Raw genomic sequence first — 16,613 nt, 5'->3', positions numbered from 1 at the left:
GTGCGCGAGGTGGTGCGTCGGCCGGCGGGACCGTCCCCGCGCGGTGATCGGGTAGAGGTTATCGGGTCGGACCACGGGGTGGCCCCGAGGGGAGACCGCGGATGCCGGAGGGAAGCGGGCTGCCGTCCCGTCAGTTCCAGTCGTCGTAGGAGCCGTAGCCGCCCGCGTCCGCGAGTTGCTCGGCGACCCCCTCGATGTCTTCCGGCAGGAGGCCCCAGACGATCAGGTCGGTGCGGAAGTCGGCCCAGCCGCCGTCCTCCGTCTGCATCCGCGCTATCCGGGCGTTGCGCAGGACGCCCTCGCTGATGCAGCCGAGCTTCTGGGCCACCTGCTGGGAGGCGGTGTTGTCGGCCTGGGTGCGCAACTCGATGCGCTCGAAGGCCTGGTCGCGGAAGAGCCACTCGGCGAGGGCCAGCACGGACTCGGTGGCGTACCCCTCGCCGCGCGCCCAGGGAGCGGTGATGTGGACGACCTCGGCGGAGCGCGTGCGCCAGTCGGTGTGGAGCAGCCGCACGGAGCCCACGAGCCGCTGGGTGAGGAACTCGTGGACGGCGAAGACGATGCCGCGTCCCTGGGTGCGCTCCCCCGGGGCGATCCGCCGGATCCAGCGCTCGCCGTCGAGCGCGGTGTACGGGTGCGGGGCGTCCGTCCAGGCGGTGACGGCCTCGTCGTTCATCATGTCGGTCAGCGCCGGGAGGTCGGACATGTCGAAGGGGCGCAGCACCAGTCGGTCCGTGCTGATCGAGATCGACGGAAAGGTGGTAGTCATGCGCAGCTCCATGCCGAAGACCGGTAAAGGCACAGCATGCAGTATCGGGCCTGCGGCGCGCATGGGCGGGTCCGCACGGTGCGGCCCCGTACCTCCTCGACGGGAGGTACGGGCCCGCACCCGGGTGCGCGGGACGCGGGTCAGGAGGCCGCGGGGGTCCCGAAGGCGGGGATGACCGCGCCGTCGTAGGTGTCCTCGATGTACTTCTTGACCTCGTCGGAGTGGAGGAGCTTCGCGAGCTTCTCGACGCGCGGGTCCTTCTCGCCGCCCTCCTTGACGACCAGGATGTTGGCGTACGGGTTGCCGTCCGCCTTCTCCAGGGCGAGGGCGTCCTCGGCCGGCTTGAGCTTCGCCTCGATCGCGTAGTTCCCGTTGATGACGGCGGCGTCGACGTCGTCCAGGGCGCGGGGCACGGTGGCGGCCTCCAGCTCCTTGAACTTCAGGCCCTTCGCGTCGGTGATGTCGCTCAGCGCGGCGTCGGTGCCGACTCCCGCCTTCAGCGTGATCAGGCCCTGGTCGGCGAGGAGGAGGAGGGAGCGGCCCTCGTTGGTCGTGTCGTTGGGCACCGCGATCGTCTGGCCGGCCTTGATGTCGCTGATCGACCCGGCCTTCTTGGAGTAGAGGCCGAGCGGTTCGAGGTGGACGTCGACGACCGGCACGAGGTGGGTGCCGTTCTTCTTGTTGAAGTCGTCCAGGTAGGGCTTGTGCTGGAAGAAGTTGGCGTCTATCTGGCCGTTCTCCGTGGCGGTGTTCGGCAGGACGTAGTCCGTGAACTCCTTGATCTCCAGCTTGAGGCCCGCCTTGGCCGCGAGGTTCTTCTTCACGAAGCCGAGGATGTCCGCGTGCGGCGTGGGGGACGCGCCGACGACGAGGGCCTTGGAGGTGTCGGCGTCCGCGCCGGTGCCGCCGGCGGACGGGTCGGAGTCCGTGCCGCAGGCGCTGAGGCCCAGGGCGAGCGCGGCGGTGGCGGCGGCTGCCGCGGAGAGCTTGATGGTCTTGCGCACGAAAAGTGCCTCTTTCGGGTGGGGTGGTACGCCCGGACAAGGAGTGCGGGCTCGGCCGTCGCGCGTCCGCGGGAGTCGCGGGGCGTGACGGAGTGCGGGGGCGCCGTGGTCGGGGCCGCGTCAGGAGGTGCGGCTCCTGCGGGCGAGCAGACGTCCGGCGAGGTCGCCGAGGAGCTGGACGGCGGTGACGATGACGATCAGCAGCACGACGGTGACGATCATGAACTGGTTGTCGAAGCGCTGGAATCCGTAGGTGACGGCCTTGGAGCCGAGCCCTTCGCCGCCCACCGCGCCGGCCATCGCGGAGTACCCGATGAGCACGATCACGGTGGTGGTGGTCCCGGAGATCAACGAGGGCAGCGCCTGCGGCAGCAGGACCTTGCGGACGATGGTGGGGACGGAGCCGCCCATCGACTGGACCGCCTCGACGAGTCCGTGGTCGACCTCGCGGACGGCGGTCTCGACGAGGCGCGCGAAGAACGGGATCGCGCCGACGGCGAGCGGGACGATCATCGCGGTCGGGCCGATGAAGGTGCCGACGACCCAGGTCGTGAAAGGGATCAGCGCGATCAGCAGGATGATGAACGGCAGCGAGCGGCCGATGTTGACGACCACTCCGACGATCTTGTTGACCACGGTGTTCCGCAGCAGACCGTCTCTGTCGGTGAGGACCAGCAGGACGCCGAGCGGCAGACCGACCACGACGGTGACGACCGCGGACCACAGCACCATGTAGAGGGTGTCGACGGTGCCCTGGGTCAGCAGGGGCTGCATTTCGGACCAGGTCACTTCGCGGCCTCTTCGGTGAGCGGGGCGGGGGTCTTCGCCACGGCGGTCCGTACGGGCGTCTCGGCGGGGGTCCGAACGGGGATCGCGGCGGTGTCCGAGGCGGGCTCCACCACCTCGGCCCGCAGTCCCTGTTCGCGCAGGAAGCCGATGGGCACGACGTTGTCCTCGAAGGGACCGGGCAGCTCGATGCGCATCCGGCCGATCTGCTTGCCCCCCACGGTGTCCATCGCCGCGCCGAGGATCGATATGTCGATGTCGTACGTACGGGACAGCTGGGAGATCACCGGCCTGCCGGTGGAGTCGCCGTGGAAGGTGACGTCCACCACCGTGCGGCCGGGCGCCGAGGCGGTGCCGCCGACCGGGAAGAGTTCGTGGGCCAGTTCGGAGCCGGGGGTGGCGAGGAGTTCGCCGACGGTGCCGGACTCGACGATCCGGCCCCGGCGCATCAGCGCGGCCGAGTCGCAGATCGCCTTGACGACGTCCATCTCGTGGGTGATGAGCAGGATGGTCAGGCCGAGCTGCTGGTTGAGGTCGCGCAGCAATTGGAGGATGGAGCGGGTGGTCTCGGGGTCGAGCGCGGAGGTCGCCTCGTCCGAGAGGAGCACCTTGGGGTCGCCGGCCAGGGCGCGGGCGATGCCGACGCGCTGCTTCTGGCCGCCGGAGAGCTGGCCGGGGTACGCCTTCGCCTTGTCGGCGAGGCCGACCAGGTCGAGCAGTTCGAGGGCCTTGCGCGAGCGGTCGCGGCCGGGCACGCCGAGGATCTCCAGGGGGAGTTCCACATTGCCCTGGACGGTGCGCGAGGCGAGCAGGTTGAAGTGCTGGAAGACCATCCCGATGCGGCTGCGCGCCGCGCGCAGCTCCTTGCCCGCGCGAGGGCCCCGGCCGGCGAGGGCGGTGAGGTCCTGGCCGGCCACGGTCACGGTGCCCGAGGTGGGGCGCTCCAGCAGGTTGACGCAGCGGATGAGGGAGGACTTGCCGGCGCCGCTCTGGCCGATGACGCCGAAGACCTCGCCCGTCCCGACGTGCAGATCGACTCCGTCGAGTGCGGTGACCTCGCGGTCGCGCGACTGGTAGACCTTCGTGAGGCCCGAGGTGGTGATCACAGGGTTTCCGTCACTGTCGAGTGCTCGCGGCGTGGTGTCCACCGGGCACGGGGCATTCGTCCGAGGGGGAGACGCGTCCGGCCCTCGTCGGCCGGGGTCTCGGCACGGTCGCGGCACGGCGGTGCCGGCCGGATCCGTGCGGGCCGGGCCGTTCCTTCCGGGGCGACCGGGAGGGGGTGGCGTCGGCGCTGTCCCGCTTCGGGGCGCGGGACTCGGGAGGGGGCCCTCAGATGGCGCGCATTCGACACATGCGACGAGCACCGGGCGTACGGATCGCCTCGGTCGCAGGGGTGCGGCTGCTCGTCGTAGTCATGCCCCCAGTAAAACAGACGGGACGAAGAGCGGAACCAGCACGTCCGCATCCCGGACACCCCGTCCCGCGCCCTCAGGCCGTGAGCACGCCGCTCGCCACGCCTCCCGGGGCACCCCCTGTGACCTGGGCGAACGCGCGCGGCGGCCGGCGCAATGGGTCCGACACCCGCTCCCCTCAGGGCCGGAACACAGGCCCAAGCATCTGTGGTGGACGCCACGAGCACGGCGCGAAGGACCCTTTGCCGCCCCGCCGTACGGCCCCTCCCCCTTGCCCGAGACGGTCCTCCCTCCTCCCCGTGGCAGCCGCCCCTCCTCCGCGCCGCGGCCGTCCCCCGCCTCCCGGGCGGGCGGGTGCGGGGAGACGGGGCCGGGCGCGGGGCGGGGGTCCGGCCGTAATACCCTCGGCTCATGCTCGACGCCCTGACGGTCACGCTCGCCGTGGCCGCGCTCGCCCTCGCCGCCTGGTGCGGTGTGGCCGCCTACCGGGACCAGCCGACCAAGGACTGGCACTTCATCGGCATGGCGGTCGTCACGCTGCTGGCGTTCGCCCAGCTCGTGGTGGGGATCGCGCAGCTGGCGCGCGGCGAGCGCCCGGAGCAGGGCATGACGATCTTCATCTGCTATCTCGTCGGCTGTTTCGCGGCCGTGCCCGCGGCGGGGTTCCTGTCGCTGACCGAGCGGACCCGCTGGGGCTCGGTGACCGTGGCCGCCGGCGCGGTGGTGCTGGCCGTCCTCGAAGTGCGGCTCTACGACATCTGGGGTGACTGACGTGAGCGAGACCGATCGCACCGGGACCCCGGCGGCCGGCGCGGCGGCGCCGAAGCCGTCGTTCGACCTCGGGACCGGCCCCGGACGCGTGCTCGTCTGGTTCTACGGGGTGTTCACGGTCGCCGCCGCCTCGCGGGCGATCGTCCAGGTGATCCTCGACTTCGAGAAGGCCCCGCTGGCGTACGTGCTGTCGGCCGTCGCCGCCCTGGTGTACGGGTTCATCACGTACTCCCTGGTGCGCGGCGGGGAGAAGGCCCGGCGGGCCGCACTGGTCTGCTGCGCCGCCGAACTGACGGGTGTTCTGGTCGTCGGCACCTGGACGCTGCTGGAGCCCTCCGCGTTCGCGGACGCCACCGTCTGGTCGGACTTCGGCATGGGGTACGTCTTCATCCCGGTGATCCTGCCGGTCACCGGGCTGCTCTGGCTGCGCCGGGCCGTGCGGGTCTGAGGACGCCGCGGTCCCGGGGCCGTACGCCCCGGGACCGCGTGCACGTCCCGGCGGAAGCCGTGGTGACCGCGAGCGCCTCAGGCGCTCGCGAGGTACTCGGTCGCCGCCGGGGCCTCCTTCTCCAGCAGGATCAGCCGCACCCCGTCCTCGCCCGTCTCGGCTCCCACCTGCGCGTATCCGGCGCGGCGGTAGAGGCGCAGATTGCCCTCGCTGCGGTGCCCGGTGTGCAGGCGGAAACGGGTGGCGGAGCGCTCGGCGGCGAGGCCGGTCTCGGCCGCGCGCAGCAGCCGGGCGCCGAGGCCGTGGCCCTGGAGACGGGGGTGGACGCAGAGTTTGCCGATCCGGCCGGTGCCGTCCTGGGCCGTGGATCCCCGGACCGCGCCGACGACCTCGTCGCCGAGCCGGGCCACGAAGACCAGGTCCGTGGCGAGTTCGCTCTGGACGGACTCCAGGGTCTGCACGAGCGGGTCGATGCGGTAGTTCCCGTAGAGCTCCGCCTCGCTCTGGAAGCAGAGGTACTGGAGCCTGAAGAGCTGCTCGGCGTCCTCCGGGGTCGCCGCCGAGATGATCACGCTCATGCCCATGTGTGCATGCCTCCCGCTCACCTGATAGGCCGATTGCCTCACGCACCATCTCCCCGTGTGCCGGAAGCCGCAACCTTCGCCGCCAGCATTCTGCGGAGACATCCGAGACATCGGGAACGAACCGGCCCCAAACTGCCCTGTGACATACCCAACTCACCGGCGATCTCCCGGTAGGTGGGGTCGCCGGGGTCGAGCAACGCCTGCATCAGCACGGCGCAGCGGCCGGGAAGCCGGGCGACGGCGGCGCGCAACACCCGGCGCTCTTCGGCGCCGAGGGTCGCGCGCTCGGGGCATCCGCCCGGTCCGGCGACGGGTCCCCCGTCCGTGTGCGGGTGTTCGCGCAGGACGGCGCGGCGGGCACGGCGGACTTCGGCGCGCACGGTGCCGCGCACCCAGCGGGCCGGGTCGGGGACGGGGGCGCCGGTGGTGAGGCGCTCCAGCAGGCGCAGCCAGACGGTCTGTTCGAGGTCGGCCGGGTCGGTGGCGGAGGCCACCGCCTCGGCCGTGGCCTCGGCGCGGACCAGCGGATGGAGCGCCGTCAGGATCACGACGGCGTACGCGGTGGGAGCGGCGGGAGCACGGGCCGCGGGGCCGGGTGCGGCAGCGGTGGTCACGGGGCCACGAACGGGGGCGGGCGCGCCGGGGCCGGGCACGGGGGCGGCGGTGGGAGCACGGGGAAGGCGGGCGGAAGGGGTCACGCCCGCTCAACGCTCGCGGCGCGCGGGCGGTTGCCGCGGGCAGGAAGTCCCACCCGGCCGGGGCACGGCGGGGCCGCCGCTGACGCGGCCCGAGCCGTGCCCCGGCGGGGTGGCGGGGAGCGGGGGGGGTCAGCCCCGGCGGGCGTCGGCGGCGGCGAGCACCGCGGTGTCGGCGTTGTCCGAGAAGATGCCGTCGATGCCAGTCGCGAAGTACGCGCGGAAGGCGCCGAAGGCGTCCCCGTACGCGTTGGGGTCGGTGCCCCGGCGGAACTCGGCGGGCAGGAAGACGTTCTCGTTGCGCATCGTGTACGGGTGCAGGACCAGGCCCTGCGCGTGCGCGTCCCGGACCAGGGTGGTCGGCGCGGTGAGGCGGCCGGCGGCGTCCTTCGGGATCACCAGGTCGAGGGTGGGCCCGATGCCCTGGGAGAACGACGCGAGCCACTTCAGGCCGGCCGGGGTGACGAGGTCGGCGACGGTGCGCGGGTCGCCCGCCTCGACGAAGTCCCAGGGGCGGGAGGCCGCGCCGCCCAGCAGCACGATGCGCGGGGTGTCGACCAGCCGGGAGAGGCGTCGCACGGAGTCGGGCTCGAAGGACTGGAGGATGAGGGCGGCGTCGGCGCGGTCGCGCCCGTAGCGGCGCAGCAGCTTGGCGAGCGGTTCCTCCAGGGCGAGGCCGATCCCCCGGAAGTACGAGGGGTGCTTGGTCTCGGTGTAGAGCCAGACCGGCTTGCCGCGCTTGCGGCCCTCGGTCTCGGCCCAGCGCAGGACCTCCTCGAAGGTGGGGATCTCCCAGCGGCCGTCGTAGAGGGTGTTCTCCTGGCGGTTGGCGGGGATGCGCTCGGTGGCTCGCAGGGTCTTCAGCTCGGCGAGGGTGAAGTCCTCGGTGAACCAGCCGGTCAACCGGGCGCCGTCGACGGTCTTGGTGGTCCTGCGGCCTGCGAACTCCGGGTGGGCGGCGACGTCGGTGGTGCCGGTGATGTCGTTCTCGTGACGGCAGACGAGGTGGCCGTCCTTCGTCGGGACGAGGTCCTGCTCGATGATGTCCGCGCCGAGGTCCAGGGCGAGCTGGTACGAGCCGAGGGTGTGCTCGGGACGGTAGCCGCTGGCGCCCCGGTGGCCGACGACGGTGGGAACGGGCAGGTCGCGCAGGGAGCGCCCGGCGCGGCGGCCGTCCTCCCCGTGACCGCGGTCGGCGGCCGCGGCGGTGGCGCCGCCGGCGGCTGGCAGGCCGAGCGTGGTCGTTCCGAGCACCGCCGCTCCCAGCAGGGCCCGGCGGCCGGGGCTCGTACGCGTACGCTCTGTCATGGACGCTCCTCGCATGTGATGTTCGACCGACACCGGCTTCGGCGCGGCCCCGAGCGTAGGCACGGGTGCCGTACGCCGGGCGGCGCGCGGGCCAACACACCGCGAACACATGTCAACACCGTGTATCCGTTGCGTGAACCCGATGTGCGGTCGGTGGGTCGCCGCGAGTATCGTCCTCACCTGCGCAGACCATCGCGTACCCGCCCCGGCCGGCCCGGCCACGACACCGGAGGAACCGTTGTCCCGACTCACGGTCATCAAGGCAGTGCTCGGTCCGATCCTGCGCCTGATGTTCCGCCCCCAGATCGAGGGTGCCGAGAACATCCCTGGAACCGGTCCGGTGATCCTCGCGGGCAACCACCTCACCTTCATCGACTCGATGATCATCCCGATCTGCTGCGACCGGCCGGTGTACTACATCGGCAAGGACGAGTACGTCACCGGGAAGGGGATCAAGGGCCGCATGATGGCCTGGTTCTTCACCGGCAGCGGCATGATCCCGGTGGACCGGGACGGCGGGCGGGGCGGGGTCGCCGCGCTGATGACGGGCCGGCGGGTGCTGGATGAGGGGGGCGCCTTCGCCATCTACCCCGAGGGCACCCGCTCCCCCGACGGCCGGCTCTACCGGGGGCGTACGGGCATCGCTCGCCTCACCCTGATGACGGGCGCCCCGGTGATCCCGTTCGCGGTGATCGGCACGGACAAGCTGCAGCCGGGCGGCGCGGGCATCCCGCGGCCGGGCAAGGTCACGGTCCGGTTCGGCGAGCCGATGGAGTTCTCCCGCTACGAGGGCATGGACCGCGACCGTTATGTCCTGCGCGCCGTCACCGACTCGGTGATGTCCGAGGTCATGCGCCTCTCCGGCCAGGAGTACGTGGACATGTACGCCACGAAGGCGAAGGCCGCGTAACCGGCGGCACGGAGCACCGGGCCCGCACCCCCCGCACGCCGCCGGGTGTGCGGGCCCTTCGCACGCCCGCACACCCGTACGCCGCCGGAAAACCGGGGGCGCCGCGGGTCGGCCGGCGGTACCGTCCCGGGCGTGAGTGACAAGGAAGACTTCTTCGGAGAGCGGATCGCGGCAACCTACGACGATCCTTCGGACAGCATGTTCGCGCCGGACCTCGTGGACACCACGGCGGACTTCCTGGCGGCGCTCGCGAGCGGCGGCCGGGCGCTCGAACTCGGGATCGGCACCGGCCGGATCGCGCTGCCCCTGGCGCGGCGCGGGGTGCCCGTGCACGGCATCGACCTGTCCCGCGCGATGGTGGCGCGGCTGCGTGCCAAACCGGGCGGCGACGCGATCGGGGTGACCATCGGGGACTTCACCGGCACGAGGGTGTCCGGGTCCTTCACCCTCGCGTACCTGGTCTTCAACACGATCATGAACCTGACGACCCAGGCGGAGCAGGTGGCCTGTTTCCGCAACGTCGCGGACCACCTCGCGCCGGGCGGCACCTTCGTGGTCGAGGTGATGGTCCCCGAACTGCGGAAGCTCCCGGCCGGGCAGCGGATCGTGCCGTTCCACACGAGTGCGACGCGGTGGGCGTACGACGCGTACGACGTGGCCACCCAGTCGGTGAGCTCGAACTACGTGGATGTCGTGGAGGGGCGGGGTACGTACCGCTCGATCCCGTTCCGCTACGTGTGGCCCGCCGAACTCGACCTGATGGCGCAGCTCGCGGGGATGCGGCTGCGGGAGCGGTTCGAGGACTGGGACCGGAGCCCGTTCGGCAACGAGAGCGGGCGGCACGTGTCGGTCTGGGAGAAGCCCGCCGGCCGGCCGTGACCGGTCGTCACGGGTGCTCGACGCCCTCCTCCAGGCGCTGGCCCCGCAGCAGGTACCAGGCGGCGACCGCCGTCGCCAGCAGGACGGCGGCGCCGACCCCGGCAGCGGCCCGCAGGCCGTCGGTGAACGCGTCCCGCGCGGCGGCGAGCAGCGGATCGGCCTGGGCGGCGGGCAGCGTACCGGCGGCGTCGACGGCGCCGCCGAGCGACTCGTGGGCGGCGGCCGTGGTCTCCGGCGGCACTCCGGCCGGGGTGGGGAAGCCCCGGTAGAGGCCCGTCACGATGGAGCCGAGCAGGGCGATGCCGAGGGCGGCGCCGAGTTCGTACGCCGTCTCGGACACCCCGGAGGCGGCCCCCGCCTGCTCCTTGGGGACGGTGGAGAGGATGACGTCGGCGGTCACCGTGAAGGCGAAGCCCGCGCCGACGCCGAGGACCAGCAGCACGGCTCCGATCGGCGGGTAGGCGGTGTCCTGGCCGATCAGCGTCACCGCGGCCAGGGCGACACCGACGGCGGCGAGCCCTCCGGAGACGACGGACCGCACCGAGAAGCGGCGGGCGGCCCGGCCCGCCAGCAGCCCCGCCACCACCGAGCCGACGGCTGCGGGCAGCTCCGCGAGCCCGGCCTCCAGCGGACCCCGTCCCTGGACCAGTTGCAGGAACTGGGAGAGGAAGAAGACCAGTCCGGACAGGCCGAGGATGGTGAGCAGATCGGCGAGGACGGCCCCCGAGAAGCCCCGGTGGTGGAAGAGGCGCACGTCGATCAGGGGCGAGGGCAGGCGCAGTTGCCGGCGGACGAACCACACCAGGGCGGCGGCGCCGGTCACGGCGGCGAGCACGACACCCCCACCGAATCCGTGTGCGGCCGCCTCCTTGACGGCGTAGACCACCCCGATGATGCCGACGAGCGAGAGGGCGACCCCGAGCAGGTCCCAGGGTCCGGGGGCCGGGTCCTTGGATTCGGGGATCAGCCGGGCGCCCACGACGACCAGCACCGCCATCACCGGCAGGTTGATGAGGAAGACCGAGCCCCACCAGAAGTGTTCGAGCAGGAATCCGCCGACCACGGGCCCCACCGCCGCGCCCGCCGACGCCGCCGCGCCCCAGATGCCGATGGCGAGACTCCGCTCGCGCGGGTCGTGGAAGATGTTGCGGATGAGGGCCAGGGTGGACGGCATCAGGGTGGCGCCCGCGACGCCGAGCAGTGCGCGGGCCGCGATCATCGTCTCGGCACTGCCGGCGTACGCATTGAGGACGGAGACGGCCCCGAACGCGGAGGCACCGGTGAGCAGGAGCTTCTTGCGTCCGACGCGGTCACCGAGGCTGCCCATGGAGACGAGGAGTCCGGCGATCACGAAGGAGTAGATGTCACCGATCCAGAGCAGCTGGGTGCCGGTCGGTTCCAGGTCCTCGGTGAGGAAGGGGGTGGCGAGACCGAGGACGGTCGCGTCCACCGCCACCAGCAGGACGGCGAGCACGAGGACCGCCAGCGCGATCCAGCGGCCCGAACGGTGGACGTCCTCTTCGCCGGGCCCGCGCTCCGCTGTGCTCATCGCTCCACGCTCCGGTGTGCGCCGCCGGACGGCAACCCGGCGATCGTGTACGACCGGCCACCGGGACCCCGCCGACCTTTATGCGTTACCGCTCCCGGGCGCCGGGCGGCAGCATGGTGGCCATGGAGACCAAGGCGCTGCTGCTGATCGACGTCGACGGTCCGCTGAACCCGTACATGGCGCTGTCCCGGCGGCGGAGCCCGCAGGGTTACCGGCGCCACCGCATGCGCCCGACGGGGTGGGAGACCGGGCAGGCGCTGCCGGTGCTGCTCAACGCGGAGCACGGTGACGAACTGCTGGCCCTGACCGACCGGTACGAGCTGGTCTGGGCCACCACCTGGAAGAACGAGGCCAACGAGTGGATCGGTCCGCACCTGGGTCTGCCACCGCTGCCGTTCGTCGACTGGCCGGAGGTCGGCGGGAGCACCGGCGAGGGGACCCTCTGGAAGACGCGGCACGTGGTGGCGTACGCGGCCGGACGGCCGTTCGCCTGGATCGACGACGAGATCCGCGAGCGGGACCGGGAGTGGGTGGCGGTCCACCATCCCGGCCGGGCCCTGTTGCGGCAGATCGATCCGCTCGTCGGACTGGAACGCCACGACTTCGACGCGCTGGCTCGGTGGGCGGCCGAGAACTGAGCCCGACCGGTTCGTCCACGGCGGCGAGGACCGTCAGGCGGTGTCGGCGGATCGGGGGCCGGACAACCGACCGGGACCCGGGCGCGCGTCGCGGTCCGGGGCCCGCCCCGTGCGGTGTGGCCCGGCAGCCGTGCGTCAGCTCTGCGCGGAGTCGTCGCCCGTCTGCCCGGCGTCCTCGGTGGCGGCCGCCTTCTCGCGCATCTTGCGCACCAGTTCCGCCTTCTGGTCGGCGGCGCCCCGGCGGTCGAGGTTGCGGTGCGGGCCGTTGTTCTGCCGTTCGGTGCGGGAGAGCCGCTTGCGCTGGCCGCCTCCCATGCCGACGGGGTTGTTGATGTTCTTGCTCACGGTCACGGGTCCTCCAGGAGGGGTCTACGGGTCGGTCGGTGGGGGACGGGCGCGGGGGGGCGTCACAGGGACGCCGGCGGGCCCGTCACGCTCTCACTCGTAGCTCGGCGGCGTCCGGAAGAACATGGCAACGACGTTACCCGCTTCCGTGGGCCCCGCGGACCAGGGCAGTGCGGGCGGGGTCCGGCCGGGGAACCCGTCAGCTCCAGGGCAGGGACGCCCGGTAGCGCCAGTACGCCTCCGGGTCCTCGACGAGGGTGCCGAACCGCGCGCGTTCCTCCTCGTCGAGGTCGAGGGTGACGGCGTGCAGGTTGCCGGAGAGCTGCCCGACCGTGGCGGCGCCGGAGAGGACCACCCCGGCCCAGGGCCGGCGGAGTACATGGGCGAGGGCCACCGCGTCGCTGCCGAGTTCCCGGTCCCGGGCGATCTCGCGGATCAGCGCCGGGGCCTCCGTACCGGCGAGCCGTCCGTTGGCCATGACCTCCTTGACGATCACGGTGAGGCCGGCGCCGTGCGCCTCGGCGAGCGCCGGGCCCGCCGAGGTCTCCAGGGCGTTGTAGGTGGCCTGGACGGTACGGAAGAGGGGCTCGCCCGCCACGGTGACCGCGAGCGCGGCGAGGATCGCGTCCTTCTGGCCCGGGCCGCTGGTGGTCAGGCCGATCGTGACGCCCTCGGCGGCCAGATCGGCGAGCCGGGCGTGCAGCTCCTTGTCGGTGAGGGCCGGGCTGTCGGCGGTCACCGAGTGGATCTGGTAGAGGTCGAGCCGGTCGCCGAGCAGGGCGCGGGTCTCGGCGCGCTGCCGGTCGAAGGTGGCCGTCCCGTGGTCCTTGACCTCGTGGGCCTCGGCCTCGACGGACCAGTCGGCGGTGTAGGTGTAGCCCCACTTGCTGCCGACCACGACGTCCGCCAGGGCGGGACGGGCGAGGAGCCACTCGGCGAGGAACGCCTCGGAACGGCCGTAGGAACGGGCCACGTCGAAGTAGCGGACGCCCTGGGCGTAGGCGGCGTCCAGGAGTTCGTGGGTGCGGTCGCGCAGAGCGTCGGGGGTGCGGTCCTCCGGCAGGTCGCGTGCGCGGTGGAGGTTGATGTAGCCGGGCCTGCCGACGGCGGCGAGGCCGAGGCCGATGTGGGCGGTCGAGGCGGTGGCCCCGGTCAGGCGGTCGAACGGCATCGCGGGCTCCTCGTGGTCCGGGGGCGGGTCTTCACCCTTCCCCGTCAACGTAGCCCGCGACGCCGTTCGTACACCCGCACCCCGCGCGCGCCCCGGCCGGGCGGTCTACCGCCGGGCGGTCGCCCAAGCGTGCTGGACCGCGAGGTCCTGCTTGATCTCGGCGAGCTGGACCGCGACGGCGGAGGGGGCCGTGCCGCCGCGTCCGTCGCGCGAGGCGAGCGCGCCGGGCACGTTGAGGACCGTGCGGACCTCGGGGGTGAGGTGCTCGGAGATCTTCCCGAACTGCTCGTCCGTCAGCTCGTCGAGTTCGATGCCCAGGTGCTCGCACTCCTTGACGCACTCACCGGCGACCTCGTGCGCGACCCGGAACGGCACGCCCTGCTTCACCAGCCACTCGGCGATGTCGGTGGCGAGCGAGAAGCCGGCCGGGGCCAGCTCCTCCATGCGCTCCCGGTTGACGGTGAGCGTGGCCATCATGCCGGTGAAGGCGGGAAGCAGGACTTCCAGCTGGTCGCAGGAGTCGAAGACCGGCTCCTTGTCCTCCTGGAGGTCGCGGTTGTACGCGAGCGGGAGCGCCTTGAGGGTCGCCATCAGACCGGTCAGGTTGCCGATGAGCCGCCCCGACTTGCCGCGCGCCAGCTCGGCGATGTCCGGGTTCTTCTTCTGCGGCATGATCGAGGAGCCGGTGGAGAAGGCGTCGTGCAGGGTGACGAAGGAGAACTCCTTCGTGTTCCAGATGATGATCTCCTCGGCGATCCGGGACAGGTTGATCCCGGTCATCGCGGCGATGAAGGCGAACTCGGCGACGAAGTCCCGGGAGGCGGTGCCGTCGATGGAGTTGGCGACGGAGCCGCGCTCGAAGCCGAGGTCGGCGGCGACCGCCTCCGGGTCGAGCCCGAGGGAGGAGCCGGCCAGTGCGCCGGAGCCGTACGGCGAGACGGCGGTGCGCTCGTCCCACTGCCGCAGCCGCTCGGCGTCCCGGGAGAGCGCCTGTACGTGGGCGAGGACGTGGTGGGCGAAGAGCACCGGCTGGGCGTGCTGGAGGTGGGTGCGGCCGGGCATCGCGACGTCGGAGTGGGCCTCGGCGAGGCCGACCAGTGCGTCCTGGAGTTCGGCGATCAGGCCGCCGATGATCCGGGCGTGGTCGCGCAGGTACATCCGGAAGAGGGTGGCGACCTGGTCGTTGCGGGACCGGCCGGCGCGGAGCTTGCCGCCGAGGTCCTTGCCGAGGCGCTCCAGCAGTCCGCGTTCCAGGGCGGTGTGGACGTCCTCGTCGGCGATGGTGCCGGTGAACGAGCCGTCCGCCACGTCGGCTTCGAGCTGGTCGAGTCCGGCGATCATGCGGGTGAGCTCGTCGCCGGTGAGCAGGCCGGCCTTGTTCAGGACGCGTGCGTGGGCGCGGGAACCGGCGATGTCGTAGGGCGCGAGCCGCCAGTCGAAGTGGACGGAGGCGGACAGCTTGGCCAGCGCCTCGGCCGGTCCGTCGGCGAAACGGCCGCCCCAGAGGCGTACGTCGCTGTTGCCGTTGCCGTTGCTCACTGCGTGCTCCTCGGAGAACAAGGGGGTGGATGTGCTGCCGCCCCTTCGCCACCGGGGTCGAAGAGGCCGCTTTCGCAACCGTGGTGCGGGGCGTGGGGCGCGCCGTCGGGCGAGGCCACGCCGCCGCGGTGGTCCTCGCGGAAGAGGTGGAGCCGTTCCGCGGGCGTCCACGCTCGGCATAACTATGCAATCCTCCGTATGTTTTGTCAAAGTAGCCGGCAAAGGGGGCCCGAACAGCGTGGGAGGGGCCACCCTTAGGCTGCGCCCATGCGGAAGCCGATCCACCCGTCCCGCGCGCGCGACCTCGCGCCGCACGAGCGCCTGTTGCGGGGCGACCCCCTGGCCACCGCGCTGGACACGGCCGATCCGGAAGCATGGATCCATCTCGACCAGGGCATCCTCGCGCGCACCCAGTGGGGCCCCGGGACCGTACGGCGCTCCGAGCGGGCGCGGTACTCCCGTGCCGACGACCCCCGTGCCCTCGAAAGCGCCCACGACAGGCTTCCCGGTCCTCCTCCCGTGCCGGAGTGGGACGACCACGCCGAGGACGTGACCTGGTCGGTCTTCCCGCCCTCCGAGCGGGAGACCGCCCTCGCCCTCTGCCATCACCGGTGGCAGGTGCGGGAGGCCGCCCTGCCCTTCGCCGCGGGCCGGCCCGGCCTCCTCCCGCTGCTCCTCATCCGGTGCGCGGACCGCCGGGCCCCCGTGCGGGACCGGGCCCGCCGCACGCTCCGCGCCGCCCTGGACCGGCCCGAGGGGGTGGAGCGCGCGGCCGGCCTGGTACCGCTGGCCGTACAGCTGTCGATCCGCCCGCACGGGGGGACCGGTCTCGCGCTGGTCCTCACCGCCGCTCCCGTGCTGCCGCCCTCACTGCCCGCCGCGGTGCTGGCGGGCCGCCGGCCGCGGGCCCGGCTGCTCGGCATCGGGCTCTGCCTCGACCGGGGGCTCCTGCCGTCGGGACCGCTCACGGAGGTGATCCTGACCGCCCGGGACCGGGCCGTCCGCCGGCTCTGCACCGACGCGCTCCTGGCGCGGGTCACCGCCGGTGACCCGGACCGTCTTCTCGATCCGCTGCTCACCGCCTCCTCCGCCGTGACCCGCTCCTCGGCGGTGGCGGCGCTGCACCGGGCGGGCCGGGGGCGGGAGGCGGTCTGCCACCTCGCCGACCCCTCGGCCCGGGTGCGCACCGCGGCCCGGCTGGTGGTCCGGCTGGAGGGCGCGGACCCGGGGGCGTACTACCGGGAGCGGTGCGCGGACCCGGCAGGTCCCTCACTGCCGCCCGGGGCGGTGTTCGGGCTGGCCGAGTCGGGAGGTCCCCCGGCGGCGGTGCTGCTGCGGCCGCTGACGCGCCATCGGGAGGGCCGGGTGCGGGCGGCGGCGCTGGCCGGGCTGCGCATGCTCGACGCGGTCTCCCCCGACGAACTGATGGCCGCGATGGACGATCCCCATCCGCCGGTGGTGCGCACCGCGCGCAAGGCGCTGACGCCGTACGTCCTGCTCGTACCGGAGGAGTGGCTGGCCGCGCTGGTGGCGGCCGGCCGGCCGGCGCACGTCCGCCGGGCCGGACTCCGGCTCCTCTGCGCGCACGGCCTGGCGCTGCGCAAACGGGTGCTGGCGGGGATGGAGGAGGACGAGGACGAGGAGGTCGCCCACGAGGCGCAGCGCGCCCGGTACGAGCCGCTGCCGCCCGCCGGTCCCGACGGGACCGCGTGACCCGGCTCCGAAGGCGGGGGGGGCACGCGGTCGCGGACGGCTCGTCCGTACGGATCACCCCGGTGGAGCCGCCTCCCGGGCGCCCGTAC

17 protein-coding genes are annotated in these 16,613 nt (G+C 72.9%); 6 read left to right on the top strand and 11 right to left on the bottom strand.

The window, feature by feature from the left end; all coding sequences use genetic code 11:
* Nucleotides 1-130 precede the first annotated feature (130 nt).
* The 4 genes from PZB77_RS26545 to PZB77_RS26530 form a co-directional block, all read right to left on the bottom strand.
* Nucleotides 131-769, bottom strand: a complete 639-nt coding sequence (locus PZB77_RS26545; RefSeq protein WP_275495150.1) for a GNAT family N-acetyltransferase — start codon at nucleotides 767-769, stop codon at nucleotides 131-133.
* 140 nt (nucleotides 770-909) lie between these two features.
* On the bottom strand, nucleotides 910-1,773 hold the full coding sequence (locus tag PZB77_RS26540; RefSeq protein ID WP_275495149.1) for a MetQ/NlpA family ABC transporter substrate-binding protein: 864 nt from the start codon (nucleotides 1,771-1,773) through the stop codon (nucleotides 910-912).
* A gap of 120 nt (nucleotides 1,774-1,893) precedes the next feature.
* Nucleotides 1,894-2,562 carry a methionine ABC transporter permease gene (locus PZB77_RS26535; RefSeq protein ID WP_275495148.1) on the bottom strand — a complete coding sequence of 223 codons (669 nt, stop codon included), beginning with the start codon at nucleotides 2,560-2,562 and terminating at the stop codon, nucleotides 1,894-1,896.
* Entirely contained in the window at nucleotides 2,559-3,665 is a 1,107-nt protein-coding gene (locus PZB77_RS26530; RefSeq protein ID WP_275495147.1) for an ATP-binding cassette domain-containing protein, read from the bottom strand. The genes PZB77_RS26535 and PZB77_RS26530 overlap by 4 nt, the downstream gene beginning before the upstream one ends.
* Before the next feature lie 720 nt (nucleotides 3,666-4,385).
* On the opposite strand from PZB77_RS26530, the gene PZB77_RS26525 reads away from it, so the two are divergent.
* The gene (locus PZB77_RS26525; RefSeq protein ID WP_275495146.1) at nucleotides 4,386-4,745 is read left to right on the top strand and encodes a hypothetical protein; all 360 of its coding nucleotides are present in this window, start codon (nucleotides 4,386-4,388) and stop codon (nucleotides 4,743-4,745) included.
* 1 nt (nucleotide 4,746) lies between these two features.
* Nucleotides 4,747-5,193 (top strand): hypothetical protein, encoded by a 447-nt coding sequence (locus PZB77_RS26520; RefSeq protein ID WP_275495145.1) that lies wholly within the window; start codon nucleotides 4,747-4,749, stop codon nucleotides 5,191-5,193.
* Nucleotides 5,194-5,270: 77 nt separating this feature from the next.
* Here the strand turns inward: PZB77_RS26520 and PZB77_RS26515 are convergent, their stop codons facing one another.
* The 3 genes from PZB77_RS26515 to PZB77_RS26505 all read right to left on the bottom strand — a co-directional run bounded on the left by PZB77_RS26515 (nucleotide 5,271) and on the right by PZB77_RS26505 (nucleotide 7,780).
* Nucleotides 5,271-5,777 (bottom strand): GNAT family N-acetyltransferase, encoded by a 507-nt coding sequence (locus tag PZB77_RS26515; protein WP_275495144.1) that lies wholly within the window; start codon nucleotides 5,775-5,777, stop codon nucleotides 5,271-5,273.
* A gap of 38 nt (nucleotides 5,778-5,815) precedes the next feature.
* Nucleotides 5,816-6,325 carry a sigma-70 family RNA polymerase sigma factor gene (locus tag PZB77_RS26510; protein ID WP_275496229.1) on the bottom strand — a complete coding sequence of 170 codons (510 nt, stop codon included), beginning with the start codon at nucleotides 6,323-6,325 and terminating at the stop codon, nucleotides 5,816-5,818.
* A 279-nt stretch (nucleotides 6,326-6,604) separates the two neighbouring features.
* Nucleotides 6,605-7,780 carry a glycerophosphodiester phosphodiesterase gene (locus tag PZB77_RS26505; RefSeq protein ID WP_275495143.1) on the bottom strand — a complete coding sequence of 392 codons (1,176 nt, stop codon included), beginning with the start codon at nucleotides 7,778-7,780 and terminating at the stop codon, nucleotides 6,605-6,607.
* 238 nt (nucleotides 7,781-8,018) lie between these two features.
* On the opposite strand from PZB77_RS26505, the gene PZB77_RS26500 reads away from it, so the two are divergent.
* Nucleotides 8,019-8,690: a lysophospholipid acyltransferase family protein gene (locus PZB77_RS26500; RefSeq protein ID WP_275495142.1), complete on the top strand. Its 672-nt coding sequence runs from the start codon at nucleotides 8,019-8,021 to the stop codon at nucleotides 8,688-8,690.
* A 132-nt stretch (nucleotides 8,691-8,822) separates the two neighbouring features.
* Nucleotides 8,823-9,569 (top strand): class I SAM-dependent methyltransferase, encoded by a 747-nt coding sequence (locus PZB77_RS26495; protein ID WP_275495141.1) that lies wholly within the window; start codon nucleotides 8,823-8,825, stop codon nucleotides 9,567-9,569.
* A gap of 7 nt (nucleotides 9,570-9,576) precedes the next feature.
* Here PZB77_RS26495 and PZB77_RS26490 read toward each other — a convergent pair whose 3' ends face one another.
* Entirely contained in the window at nucleotides 9,577-11,118 is a 1,542-nt protein-coding gene (locus PZB77_RS26490) for an MFS transporter (RefSeq protein ID WP_275495140.1), read from the bottom strand.
* 122 nt (nucleotides 11,119-11,240) lie between these two features.
* Here PZB77_RS26490 and PZB77_RS26485 point away from each other — a divergent pair, with 122 nt between their 5' ends.
* Nucleotides 11,241-11,756 carry a hypothetical protein gene (locus PZB77_RS26485; protein ID WP_275495139.1) on the top strand — a complete coding sequence of 172 codons (516 nt, stop codon included), beginning with the start codon at nucleotides 11,241-11,243 and terminating at the stop codon, nucleotides 11,754-11,756.
* A gap of 135 nt (nucleotides 11,757-11,891) precedes the next feature.
* On the opposite strand, the gene PZB77_RS26480 is transcribed toward PZB77_RS26485, so the two are convergent.
* From PZB77_RS26480 to argH, 3 genes are all read right to left on the bottom strand, one after another.
* Nucleotides 11,892-12,107 (bottom strand): DUF6243 family protein, encoded by a 216-nt coding sequence (locus PZB77_RS26480; protein ID WP_275495138.1) that lies wholly within the window; start codon nucleotides 12,105-12,107, stop codon nucleotides 11,892-11,894.
* Nucleotides 12,108-12,300: 193 nt separating this feature from the next.
* On the bottom strand, nucleotides 12,301-13,272 hold the full coding sequence (locus tag PZB77_RS26475) for an aldo/keto reductase (protein WP_275495137.1): 972 nt from the start codon (nucleotides 13,270-13,272) through the stop codon (nucleotides 12,301-12,303).
* Between the two features lie 105 nt (nucleotides 13,273-13,377).
* Nucleotides 13,378-14,811, bottom strand: coding sequence for an argininosuccinate lyase (argH, locus tag PZB77_RS26470; protein WP_275495136.1), 1,434 nt, complete (start codon nucleotides 14,809-14,811; stop codon nucleotides 13,378-13,380).
* A 267-nt stretch (nucleotides 14,812-15,078) separates the two neighbouring features.
* Between argH and PZB77_RS26465 the strand changes: the two genes are divergently transcribed.
* Complete coding sequence (locus PZB77_RS26465; protein ID WP_275495135.1) at nucleotides 15,079-16,524, top strand: hypothetical protein; 1,446 nt, start codon at nucleotides 15,079-15,081, stop codon at nucleotides 16,522-16,524.
* The last annotated feature ends 89 nt before the right edge of the window (nucleotides 16,525-16,613 follow it).

Source organism: Streptomyces sp. AM 2-1-1 (assembly GCF_029167645.1).
GTDB lineage: Bacteria > Actinomycetota > Actinomycetes > Streptomycetales > Streptomycetaceae > Streptomyces.
The sequence above is the reverse complement of the archived record's forward strand: the minus strand, read 5'-3'. Positions and strand labels throughout refer to the sequence as shown.